Origin of the sequence: Pseudophaeobacter leonis (assembly GCF_002087335.1) — a bacterium.
In the GTDB taxonomy this organism is placed as follows: Bacteria; Pseudomonadota; Alphaproteobacteria; order Rhodobacterales; family Rhodobacteraceae; genus Pseudophaeobacter; species Pseudophaeobacter leonis.
In genome coordinates, this window is record NZ_MWVJ01000102.1 from 103,617 (window position 1) to 115,925 (window position 12,309).

A 12,309-nucleotide genomic window follows, 5' to 3' on the forward strand; every position below is an offset into this window, starting at 1 on the left:
AAGGGTTGACAGAAGTATATCGGCGCCAATCCATTTCAAATCCGCAGCATTCCATCGCCAAATTGTTCTGGCTTTGCCTCAGTCTTGCCGCAGTGATGAATAGACTGTGTCAAAGCCCGTAGCCCCCTCGCCTTTGTCTTGAGGCGGCGCAAGAGCAAACCCGTGACAACCAGAGCAGGCCTCGCGATGAATATGCAAAACAGCCCCGTCACTGCCCCCCCGGCCCCAAAAGGCCTGCAGCAGATGCAGCTTCCGATCGTGATGATGCGGGATATCTTGCTGAAAACGATCTTTCGCAAGAACGTCAATATCGTCAGCGAGGTCGCCGAGGCAATCTGCCTGCCAGTGCCGGTGACACAAGAGCTGATCGACATGGCCCGCGAGCAAAAGCTGCTGGAGGCCACCGGGACGCTTAATGCCAACAGTGGCAACGAGATGGGCTATCAGCTGACGGATGCGGGCAAGGCACGCGCGCAGGATGCCCTCAGCCAATCAGAATATTTTGGTGCCATGCCGGTGCCGCTGGATGTCTACCGCGAACAGATTGAGCGGCAGTCCATTCGCAACATCATGGTAACGCGCGCTCAATTGGTCAGCGCCATGGGGCATCTGGTGCTGCCCGACAGCCTGCTCGACCATCTGGGGCCTGCGGTCAGTGCCGGGCGCTCGATCCTGATGTATGGCCCGCCCGGCAACGGGAAATCCTCGATCTCGAACGGTATTCGCGACGCGCTGGGAGATCACGTCTATGTGCCGCGCGCCATTGAATATGCCGGTCAGGTGATCACCGTCTATGACCCCATCGTGCATACGCTGATCAATGAGGTCCCTGAGGATCCCAATGCCATCCGCCGCCCAAAGAGGTTTGACAGCCGCTATGTCAAATGCGAACGCCCCACGGTGATCACCGGCGGTGAGCTGACGCTGGATATGCTGGATCTGGTCTACAACTCCACGGCGCGCACCTATCAGGCGCCGCTGCAGCTGAAATCGGCTGGCGGCATTTTCATCGTTGATGACCTTGGACGGCAAGCCGAGCCGCCGCAAACGCTGGTCAACCGCTGGATTGTGCCGCTGGAAGAGAACAAGGATATCCTCGCCCTGCAATCGGGGGAGAAATTCGAGGTGCCCTTTGACACCCTGGTGATTTTTTCCACCAACTTTCACCCCAACGAGATCTTTGATCAGGCAGCGCTGCGACGGATCTTTTTCAAGATCAAGATCGACGGTCCCAATCAGGAGAACTTCCTCAAGATCTTTGCCATGGTGGCGCGCAAAAAGGGCGTGCCGCTGGATGAAAGCACTCTGATCCATCTCCTGAAGGTGAAATACCCGACCATCGCCAACACCTATGCCAACTATCAGCCGGTTTTCCTGATCGACCAGATGATTGCGATCTGCGAATTTGAGGGCATTGCCTACCAAATGAGTCCGGAGCTTATCGACCGGGCCTGGGCCAATATGTTTGTCAAAGACGAGATGATCGTAAAATAGCTCTGTTGCATGTTGCTCTGTATGTTGCCACTGTGTGGCTCCCGACTGCCCATCATCCGCCGACATGGCAGGTGCCTACGGACCATCGCCACAGCTGAGGGGCCGCAGCCAGCACTCTGGCGCAGCGTCACCCGTACAGATCGCAACCGCGCGGTTAGGGTCGCAGCCAACAGCGATCAACAAGGACATCTCCCTTTGGCACAGCGTATTCGCAAAAGCTTTGGCCGCCAAAGCATGATGGAAACTCTCGGCGCCTCCCTCCGCAGCGTCTCTGCGGGTGAAGTCGTGATCGAAGCCCCCATCCTGCCGGGCAGCCGCCAACAACAGGGCTTTGCCCATGCCGCCCTGACCTTTGCCCTAGGTGATAGTGCGGCGGGCTACTCTGCTCTCACGCTGCTGCCCGAGGATCAGGACGTGATGACCGCAGAGATCAAGGTCAACCTGCTGGCCCCCGGAGCTGGTGATCTGCTGCGCGCCACCGGCAGGGGGATCAAACCCGGACGCCGCCTTGTTGTGGTCAGCGCCGAGGTGCATGCGGTGACAGGCGCTGAGGAAAAGCTGATCGCAGTGCTGCAGGGCACCATGATGCCAGTTTCGCCTTAAAACCAACCTCGCCCAAACACTAACGGGCGCCCCAATAGGACGCCCGTGTTTGACAGGTGGAGCTGCCAGAGCTCAGGCCAGAGCTCTGGCCAGACTTCAGGCCAGTCTTCAGGCCTTCATTCATCAGGCCGCTATCAGGCTGTCAGGCCTTCCGGCTCTGCCAGCCCGTTGGCGCGGCAGCAGGCGGTCACGGTATTGGCCAACAGGCATGCGATGGTCATGGGACCAACGCCGCCGGGCACCGGCGTGATGGCACCGGCGCGCGCCGAGCAGCTGGCGAAATCAACATCGCCCACCAGCTTCATTTTGCCTTCGCCCTTTTCAGGGGCCGGGATCCGGTTGATGCCCACGTCGATCACGGTGGCGCCTTCCTTGATCCAGTCGCCCGGCACCATTTCGGGACGGCCCACGGCGGCGACCACGATATCGGCGCGGCGCACCACCTCTGGCAGATCTTTGGTGCGGCTATGCGCAATGGTAACGGTGCAGCTGTCGCCCAGCAGCAGCTGCGCCATAGGTTTGCCGACGATGTTGGAGCGGCCAATGACAACAGCATTCATGCCAGACAGGCTGCCATGATAGTCGCGCAGCATCATCAGACAGCCCAGCGGCGTGCAGGGCACCATGCTCTTTTGTCCGGTGCCCAACAGGCCAACGTTGGAGATATGAAACCCTTCCACGTCTTTTTCCGGTGCGATGGAGTTGATGATCAGGTCTTCATTCAGATGACCAGGCAGTGGCAGCTGCACCAAAATACCATGCACAGCCGGGTCGTTGTTCAGCCTGGTGATGACAGCCAGCAGTCCTCTTCAGAGGTGTCCGCCTCCATCTTATGCTCGTAAGAGTTCATGCCCACCTCGACGGTCAGCTTGCCCTTGGAGCGCACATAGACCTGGCTTGCGGGATCTTCGCCCACCAGCACCACAGCGAGGCCGGGGATGATGTCGTTTTCTTCTTTCAGCCGCGCAACATGGCCTGCCACTTTTTCACGTACCGTGGCGGCAAAGGCTTTGCCGTCAATGATGTCTGCTGCCATTGCATTTTTCCTTGTGCCGCGCACCGAGCCGGCCCGCTTGTTGGTTTCATAGCCCTCAGAGGGTCTGGCCGCGCAGGGCCCGGCGCGCCACTGGCGCCACAGTCCCGCTCTCAGGCCGGGATACATACTCAAACGGCCCGAGAGGGTCCCGGGCCGCAGATTGCGCGTTTTTGCGCCTAGAACAAGCCTTCGATTTGGCCTTCGTCATTCAGGTGGATGTTTTCCGCCGCAGGCACCCGTGGCAGACCCGGCATGGTCATGATTTCACCGCAGACCGCGACAATGAACCCGGCCCCCGCTGACAGGCGCACCTCACGCACCGGAACCGAATGTCCGGTGGGTGCGCCGCGCAGGGTGGGGTCGGTCGAGAAAGAATACTGGGTCTTGGCCATGCAGACCGGCAGATTGCCATAGCCTGCCTCTTCCCATTCTTTCAGCTGGTTGCGGATTTTGCTGTCGGCCAGCACTTCGTCGGCGCGGTAGATCCGCTTGGCGATGGTGTCGATCTTGTCAAACAGGCTCATTTCATCGGGGTAGATCGGGGCAAAATTGGCCTGATCCGCATCAACGATTTCAACAACCTTTTTGGCCAGATCGGCAGAGCCTTCCGAACCCAGCTCCCAGTGGCGCGACAGCACCGCCTCGACGCCATGGGTGGCGGCGTAGGTTTTGACAGCCTCTACTTCGGCATCGGTGTCAGTGACAAAGTGGTTGATGGCAACAACAACCGGCACGCCAAAGCTTTTGATGTTTTCAATGTGACGGCCAAGGTTGGCACAGCCATTGTTGACGGCCTCGACGTTCTCGCCGCCCAGATCCGCCTTGGCCACGCCGCCGTTCATCTTCATCGCCCGCACAGTGGCCACCAGCACCACAGCAGACGGCGCAATGCCCGCCTTGCGGCATTTGATGTTCATGAACTTTTCAGCGCCGAGATCAGCGCCAAAGCCCGCTTCGGTCACAACATAGTCCGAGACCTTCAGCGCGGTTTTGGTGGCAATGACCGAGTTACAGCCGTGGGCGATATTGGCAAAGGGGCCGCCATGTACAAAGGCAGCATTGTTTTCCAGCGTCTGCACCAGGTTTGGCTGCATCGCGTCCTTCAGCAGAACGGTCATGGCGCCAGCGGCTTTGATGTCGCGGCAATAGACTGGTGTTTTGTCGCGGCGGTACGCCACGATGATGTCACCCAGACGCTGTTCCAGGTCTTTCAGATCATTGGCCAGGCATAGGATCGCCATGACCTCAGAGGCCACGGTGATGTCAAACCCGGTTTCGCGCGGAAAGCCGTTGGACACACCGCCCAGAGAGGCCGTGATCTGACGCAGGGCGCGGTCGTTCATATCGACCACGCGGCGCCATACCACACGACGTGTATCAATTTCGAGCTCGTTGCCCCAATAGATATGGTTGTCGATCATCGCAGACAAAAGCGAGTGGGCGCTGGTGATTGCGTGGAAATCGCCGGTGAAGTGCAGGTTCATGTCCTCCATCGGGACAACCTGTGCATAGCCGCCGCCCGCAGCGCCACCCTTCATGCCAAAGTTCGGCCCCAGCGAGGCTTCGCGAATGCAAACCATGGCGTTTTTGCCAATGCGGTTCAGACCATCGCCCAGACCCACGGTGGTGGTGGTCTTGCCTTCGCCCGCAGGCGTTGGGTTGATCGCAGTCACCAGGACCAGCTTGCCATCCGTCCGGTCCTGTACCGAGTTGATGAATGCCTGGCTGACCTTGGCTTTGTCATGGCCATAGGGCAGCAAGTCAGCGCTCGAAATGCCGATCTTGGCACCAATCTCCTGGATTGGCAGCTTCTGCGCCTCACGGGCGATCTCGATATCACTCTTGTAGCTCATGACCTGGTTCCTGAATGTGAGAAAACAATGATCGACGTCGAAGCGCCGGTTCTGCTGCAGATTTAGCCAGAATGCGAGGTGGCGCGCGCGTGGTTTCCGACATTATCCGGCGTTGAAGCGGCGTTGACACATAGTTTGCCGCACCAAATGTCGCCAAAACGGAAGGTCTGTAACCGATGGGTTGCCCCTAGGGGGCCCAGGCCCGCTGGTCGGGCACAAAAAGCTGCAGGCTGTCACCGATCTTCAACTGCCCCGGCCGCTCGACCCAGGCGGTGATTCCCCGCCGACTGCTTGCGGCGCGTTTGAATTTTGGGCCAAAGCCGGCATGAGCCTTGTCAATTTCACGCCCCGGCAGGATGCAGGGGCGGTTCTCCATGTCCACGGTAAGCACCATGCCATCCGGTCCCTGCAGCCGCGACGAAGGCGGCACAAAAGTGAAATCAGGAATACCGCGCAGCACCAGATTTGCGCCCAGCGAGCGCGGATCGACCTGCTCCAGCCCCATGTCCGCAGCAATCAGCGCCAGCTCCTCTTCAGACAGAATGCTCAGCTGCCTGACATTGCGGATTGTGGTCCCCTGCGGGTACAGGTTGGACACCCGCACACAGGATGACCGGTTCTCACCCTGGTGCCGCTCGCCCAACAGACAATGAAACCCAAGGCTGAGAGCCGCAACAGCCGAGGCCGCGATCCCGGCATCAGAAGGCGTCTCCCCGGCCCAAACCACCTCTCCCTTGAATTCTGTCTCCAGCAATACCGGCATCCTGCATCCCAACAATTGTTGTTTCAGTGTCTCAAGGGCCCAAACCATAGAGCCTCATGATGGAATGGAAAGCCCCTTTGGATCGGATCGCTTAGCGATCCGATCCGGGCGCGGCGCGGGCAGGCAGCTTTCTGCCTGCCCGCGCCGCGCCACCCCCCAAAAGCAAATCTTGGCGCTTTGCGCACATGATGCGAAAGGGCTTCCTCCAAACAAAAACCCCGAAAACCAGTCAAAAGCTTCGGGGTCCTGTTCTAGGCTGTTCTAAAGGCAGCTTTACGCGGTTGGCTCGGGCTCCATCTCGCCATCTGCACCACCTTCAGAAGTCGGCTTCTTTGGCTTGGCTTTTGGTATCGCGGTGACCGAGCCCTTACCCTGATCCTCATCCGAATCGTCGCCGTTCTCATGTGGAGGCTCGCCGCGCATGACCCGCTCGATCTCATCACCGGTCAGAGTCTCATACTCCAGTAGCCCTTCAGCCAGCCGTTCCCACTCATCCTTGTGCTCAGTCAGGATTTTGTAGGCGCGATCATAGCCGTTTTGGATAAAGAGACGCACCTCGTCCTCGATCAGCTCTTTGGTATGCGCCGACACAGAGAAACCGGTGGTATTGCCACTGTAGCCTTCATGCGCCTCGGCGTAATCGATATTTCCAACCTTGTCGGACATGCCCCAACGCATGATCATAGCGCGGGACAATTGACTGGCCTGCTGAATATCACCCGCCGGACCATTCGAGACATGGTCTTCGCCGTATTTGATGATCTCGGCAGCCTTGCCCGCCATGGTCATAGCCAGCTTCTGGTTGCATTCATCCTTGTGCCAGTTCAGACGGTCCATTTCCGGCAATGACACCACCATCCCCAGGGCACCGCCCCGTGGAATGATCGTAGCCTTGTAGACAGGATCGCATTCCGGCAGCTTCATGCCAACCACAGCGTGACCGGCTTCGTGATAGGCGGTCTTTTCCTTTTGATCCTGCGTCAGCACCATAGAGCGACGCTCGGCGCCCATCATCACCTTGTCCTTGGCGGCTTCAAAATCCTCCATGGTGACAAAGCGACGGCCAACCCGTGCGGCCATCAGAGCCGCCTCATTCACCAGGTTGGCAAGATCCGCGCCGGAAAATCCGGGGCTGCCACGGGCAATGATGCGCAGATCCACATCCGGCCCCAGCGGGGTCTTGCGCGCATGCACACCCAGGATTTTTTCACGGCCCTTGATGTCAGGGTTTGACACAGTCACGTTGCGGTCAAAACGACCCGGACGCAGCAAGGCAGGGTCCAGAACATCCTTGCGGTTTGTCGCCGCCAGAATGATCACGCCTTCATTGGCTTCAAAACCATCCATCTCACCAGCAGCTGGTTCAATGTCTGTTCGCGCTCGTCATTGCCGCCGCCATAGCCGGCACCGCGATGGCGCCCCACGGCGTCGATCTCATCGATAAAGACGATACAGGGTGCGTTCTTTTTGGCCTGCTCGAACATGTCGCGCACGCGAGAGGCGCCAACGCCAACAAACATCTCGACAAAAGCAGACCCCGAAATGGTAAAGAAGGGCACGCCCGCCTCACCTGCAATGGCGCGCGCCAGCAGGGTTTTACCGGTGCCGGGAGGGCCAACCAGCAAAGCGCCTTTTGGAATTTTGCCACCAAGACGCGAGAACTTCTGCGGGTTACGCAGGAACTCAACGATCTCTTCCAGCTCTTCCTTGGCCTCATCAATGCCCGCCACATCGTCAAAGGTGACGCGGCCCTGCTTTTCCGTCAGCATCTTGGCCTTGGATTTGCCAAAGCCCATAGCGCCGCCTTTTCCGCCGCCCTGCATCCGGTTCATGAAAAAGATCCAGACACCGATCAACAGCACAAAGGGCAACAGGGTGATCAGAAACGACTGAAAGCCGGACTGCTGCTGCTTCTCGGCGCGAACCGGGATGTTGTTGTTGATCAGCAGCTCTGTGACTTTAGCGTCAGCCGGTTTGATCGTGACGTAGGTGCCGTCCGAGGTAGAGAAGCGAACCTGCTCCCCATCCAGAACCGCCGTGTTCACCTGGCCGCCTTCAACCAAAGTCACAAATTCAGAAAATGTGCGTTCATTGCTCTGCATCGTGCCGCCTGATCCACTGAACAAATTGAACAGAGCCAGAATCAATACGAACAGAACAACCCAGAATGCAATGTTACGTGCGTTGCCCAAGGAAAGTCTCCCAATAGCCGGGCACCCTCGCAGGGCGCCTTCGTTGCGCATAAAATAAGGAACATTCCCGCAGGTTCAATGCGATAAAAGCGATGCAAAGAACTCTTCTGCACTATTTATCGGTTCTGCCGTTGTTCCATTGGCAAAACCGGCGAGCGGAGCGGCCATTAATTCCGCGCCCTGCCAGAGCGCAGGCGTCGCCTCCAGAACCGGCGCCGGGCGGCCCTGCGCCTGCCAATCCGGGCAGGCCCGCAGCCCCTGGCCGCCCAGAGCGCGCACCTCACAAGCCCCTAGCTTTCCAGCAAAAACACGCCAGTTTTGATCCCAGACCTCACCCGACGAGGCAGACATGTTTTGCACTGCTGCCCCTTCGCGACAAATCCAGATATTGCCTTTGTGATTGAGGATACGACAGCCCGCCAGGGTGGTTGAGCCGCCCCGTTGTGCCGTTGCGACAGCTTCGATCATTGGGGCGCGTCTCGGCGGGTATTGGCCACCAGAAATCCACAAAAGAGCCTGTACCATCAGCCGATGCGAGATTTCATCCGGCAAAACCCGGAATTTTCGCAGCTCTATAACGATGGCGCCGGCCTGAATTTCGACCATGTCGCGTGCCGAAAGATAGGTATACCAGTTCAGCGCCGTCCCGGCCTTGCCCATATTTTGCGCAACTGTTGAGAGCGCCTCGACTGACAGCCCCAGTTCTTCAAGCACCACAAGCGCTTTGCGGGTTCTGATCCGCTCAAAACGCTCATCCTCGTTGGACGGATCGTCAATCCAGTCCAGATTATTGTCCCGCAGATAGGCGCGCAGGGCGGCGCGGCGCAGCTGCAGCATGGGCCTGAGCAGGCAAACGCCATCCTGACTGCGCTGCGACGCCATGCCGGCCAATCCGGTGACGCCTGCGGCCCGCATCAGGCGCATCACCACAGTTTCTGCCTGATCGTCAGCGGTGTGCCCCAGGGCAAGAATCGGCACGTCGTTCTGACGCGCCCAATCTGTCAGCAGACCATAGCGGGCCCGCCGGGCCTGATCCTGCAGGTTGCCAAGCGCGCTTGGCCCCTTTTGCCAGGTCAACAATGCGTGACGGATACCCAATGCGCGGGCTGTGTTTGCGACAAAATCGGCTTCCTGCCGCGATTCCGGGCGCAAGCCGTGGTCCACAGTCACTGCAAGCAATTCAACCGGATCGTTGCAAAAGCACGCATGCAGCAGATGCAAAAGAGCAATGGAATCGCCGCCACCAGACACCGCAACACCGATCCGCGCGGGCAGTGTTTTTGGAAATTGCTGCCGCAGCATCTCCAGCATCGTATCTCTGGCCTCATTTTGGGCACCGGCGCCTGTCATAGGTAGGCCAGTCACAGGGGAGCCTGTCACGGAGGGCCCTGTCACTGGAGGACCTGTCACTGGAGGGCCTGTCACGGGCAGCCCAAAGCAGCCCTCTCGACCACTGCCTGCGCAACAATGCTCTGGCCTGGGAACCGCACGTCCACCTCAGAGAGCGTAATGCAGGCCTGATCGACCTGACCAAGACGGCCCAGAGCAGCCCCCAGTTCAAACAAAGCCTGCGGCGCGGTCTCACCCTCGGCGTTGCCGGTGAAGGCCGCCAGATAGGCGCGTGCCGCCTCGCGGGTGTCGCCCAGCCCATCAAGCGCCTTGCCGCGTTCGAAATCAGCCTTTGGGGCCAGCGGACTACCGGGGTAGGCCTGGGTAAAGATGGCAAATTTCTCAGCGGCGAGCTGATGCTCCCTCGCTTTCAGCGCCAGTTCAGCCGCGTCAAAATCGGCCTGCTCGCCAATCGCCAGCTCCCTGCCCGTTTCGCCAGTCGGCAGGCTGGGTCCCGCCCCGGTCGTCGCCCCGGTCGCCGCCGTGTCACCAGAGGTTCCTTCCCGGCCCAGGGTGGTTGTCTCGCCAAGCGCGGCAATGTCGCCACCTTCAAGCTCCACCAGGCGGAATTCGAGATCGCCAATGCGATTGGTTCCGTCCGCCACGATGCGAATGATACGGTATTCCAGCTGTTCCGTCTGTGCCGTCAGCCCCTGCAATCCGGCCTCGATGGCCGCAACCCGGTCCAGAACAGATCCCTCTGCCGGGACGCCGGAATTGGCGCCACCTGTGGTCGAGAGCTCACGCTTCAGACGCTGAATATCCACATGCAGCACCGTCAACTCCTGACGAATATCCGCCAGCGTCTGCTGGTCCTGTGCCGCCAGGGGCTGCAAAAAGGCCAGCGGTAAAACCAGAGGCAAAACAGGGGTAGCGATGAGACGTGCGGCGCGGAACAGTTGCATCATTTCACCCCGTCAATCCACCCGCCAGCACGGTGACCGCGCGACGGTTCTTGGCGTAACAGCTCTCGGCGGAACAGATCTCAAGCGGGCGCTCTTTGCCAAAGCTCACCACCTGGATCCGAGACCCGGAAATGCCCTGTGAAATCAGGAATTCGCGGGCAGAGTTCGCACGGCGCGCGCCAAGGGCAAGGTTATACTCGCGGGTGCCCTGCTCATCCGCATGGCCCTGAATGGTGACCACATAGTCAGGCTTTGTGGTCAACCATCTCGCCTGCTGCTGTAAAATGGCCTCGGCGTCCGGGGTTCAGGGTTGACTGGTCAACGAGAAAGAGAACCCGGTCGCCAATGGTCTGCTGAAAATAGGCCGGGCTGGCCGGATCGAGATTTGACCCACCCAGGGCGGCGCCGCCCGTATTGCCCGCGCCGGTATCATCCCAGGACGTATTGCTGCACGCCGCAAGCCCCAAGACCGCAACCAGCATAAATGCCTTCTTAAAACCGCTCATGACTCTACCTATTCCTTTGCGTTTCTTGGCGCCAACTTATCACAGCCACAGGGTCTGTTCCATGCAGGTGTTTGCTACCTTGCGTTTTGGCGCCGGATCGGCCTGTGACAGTCTTCTTCTGACGTTCTTCTATTGCAGCAAGGGCGACCAGGCTGGGTCCGATGCCCCATCCGGTGTGCGCACGGGTTTCAGGTTTCGCCCGAGAATATCCACCGAATAGAGCAGTGCACGCCCATTTGCGCCCTGTGTCTCGCGGGTGAACATAATGACCCGGCCATTGGGCGACCAACTGGGGCCTTCGTCCAGAAATGAGGCGGTCAGCAAACGTTCCTCGCTGCCGTCCAGACGCATAACGCCAATATGGAATCGCCCCTTGCTCTGCTTGGTAAAGGCAACCAGATCGCCGCGGGGCGACCAGACCGGCGTGCCATAACGCCCCTTGCCAAAGCTGATCCGCCGGGCTTCGCCGCCACCTGCTGCCATCACATAGAGCTGCGGCGTGCCGGAGCGGTCGCTCTCAAACACGATCTGGCTGCCATCTGGCGAATAAGACGGCGCCGTCTCGATTGAAGGCGCGCGGGTCAGGCGTGTGCGGCTGCCGGTGGCAATATCCATGGTATATAGATCAGTATTGCCGCCCTCGGCCTGCGAATAGACCACCGTGTTGCCATCGGGCGCAAAGCGGGGCGCAAAGCTCATGATGCCGTTGTCCGCCGACAGGATTCGGCGCTGCACCTTGCCCACATCCAGCACATGGATCTGCGGAAAGCCGCTTTCATAGCTGGTATAGAGCACCCGGTCGCCAGTTGGGGAAAAGCGTGGCGCCAGAACCAGCGCGGCACTGTTGGTCAGATACTGCACCCCGGCGCCATCGTAGTCCATGATCGCCAGCCGCTTGCGGCGGTCGTTCATGGGGCCGGTCTCTGAGACGAACACCACCCGACTGTCAAAATAGCCGCTTTCGCCGGTGATCCGGCTATAGATCCATCCGCCACCTTATGCGCCATGCGGCGCCAGCCATCCGTGGTGCCGGTGAAATGCAACCCCGCACCCAGTTCCTTGTCGGCAAAAATGTCATAGCCGCGAAACCCCACGGTGAGCTGTTTGCCATTAACAGAGACAGCTCCGGTGATCAGCGCCTGCGCATTCACCGCTTTCCAGTCGGCAAATTTCACCGGCGCATTAAAATCACTGACGCTGGAGATATGCGCCGTGGCTGGCACCTCACGAAACAGCCCGGTGCCGCTGAGATCAGCCGCGATGACACGGGTGATCTCTGCCGCCAGCTCTGCCGCCGAGGCGGTTTCGGCGATGAAGGTCGGCACCGCATAGGGCAAGGGCTCAATCACCCCGTCGGTGATCTCGATCCGCAAAGGGCCGGTCTGCGCCTGCGCCGGATTTCCCGATGCCAGCGGAACCGTGAGAAGAAGGCTTGCCACAAGGGCTGTCAGTTTGCGCCTCATTTGCGTCGCGTCCTTTCGGGATTGAATGTTATTTCAGTATCAGGTTTTTGCAACACGGATGCAGGGGAAAAATGCCCCCTGCCCCTCTCATAGCCGAGCCCAAAG

Annotated in this window: 6 protein-coding genes and 4 pseudogenes; 2 read left to right on the plus strand and 8 right to left on the minus strand. The window is 59.4% G+C overall.

What is annotated here, in order from left to right:
* Positions 1–186: 186 nt before the first annotated feature.
* Together B4968_RS19255 and B4968_RS19260 are read left to right on the plus strand one after the other, a co-directional pair.
* Positions 187–1,494, plus strand: coding sequence for a DUF8689 domain-containing protein (locus B4968_RS19255; protein ID WP_083100930.1), 1,308 nt, complete (start codon positions 187–189; stop codon positions 1,492–1,494).
* Between the two features lie 195 nt (positions 1,495–1,689).
* Positions 1,690–2,097 carry a PaaI family thioesterase gene (locus B4968_RS19260; RefSeq protein WP_139792921.1) on the plus strand — a complete coding sequence of 136 codons (408 nt, stop codon included), beginning with the start codon at positions 1,690–1,692 and terminating at the stop codon, positions 2,095–2,097.
* Positions 2,098–2,231: 134 nt separating this feature from the next.
* Here the strand turns inward: B4968_RS19260 and folD are convergent.
* The 8 genes and pseudogenes from folD to tolB all read right to left on the minus strand — a co-directional run bounded on the left by folD (position 2,232) and on the right by tolB (position 12,204).
* A pseudogene (folD, locus tag B4968_RS19265) lies at positions 2,232–3,133 on the minus strand (bifunctional methylenetetrahydrofolate dehydrogenase/methenyltetrahydrofolate cyclohydrolase FolD).
* 176 nt (positions 3,134–3,309) lie between these two features.
* On the minus strand, positions 3,310–4,986 hold the full coding sequence (locus B4968_RS19270; RefSeq protein ID WP_083100931.1) for a formate--tetrahydrofolate ligase: 1,677 nt from the start codon (positions 4,984–4,986) through the stop codon (positions 3,310–3,312).
* Positions 4,987–5,173: 187 nt separating this feature from the next.
* Entirely contained in the window at positions 5,174–5,749 is a 576-nt protein-coding gene (locus B4968_RS19275) for an MOSC domain-containing protein (protein WP_083100932.1), read from the minus strand.
* A gap of 273 nt (positions 5,750–6,022) precedes the next feature.
* Positions 6,023–7,941 (minus strand): annotated as a pseudogene (gene ftsH, locus B4968_RS19280) (ATP-dependent zinc metalloprotease FtsH).
* Positions 7,942–8,016: 75 nt separating this feature from the next.
* Positions 8,017–9,252 carry a tRNA lysidine(34) synthetase TilS gene (gene tilS, locus B4968_RS19285; protein ID WP_173907557.1) on the minus strand — a complete coding sequence of 412 codons (1,236 nt, stop codon included), beginning with the start codon at positions 9,250–9,252 and terminating at the stop codon, positions 8,017–8,019.
* Between the two features lie 110 nt (positions 9,253–9,362).
* Complete coding sequence (locus B4968_RS19290) at positions 9,363–10,235, minus strand: tetratricopeptide repeat protein (RefSeq protein ID WP_083100952.1); 873 nt, start codon at positions 10,233–10,235, stop codon at positions 9,363–9,365.
* Between the two features lie 4 nt (positions 10,236–10,239).
* Positions 10,240–10,741: pseudogene (gene pal / locus B4968_RS19295) on the minus strand (peptidoglycan-associated lipoprotein Pal).
* Positions 10,742–10,870: 129 nt separating this feature from the next.
* Positions 10,871–12,204: pseudogene (gene tolB / locus B4968_RS19300) on the minus strand (Tol-Pal system beta propeller repeat protein TolB).
* Positions 12,205–12,309 lie beyond the last annotated feature (105 nt).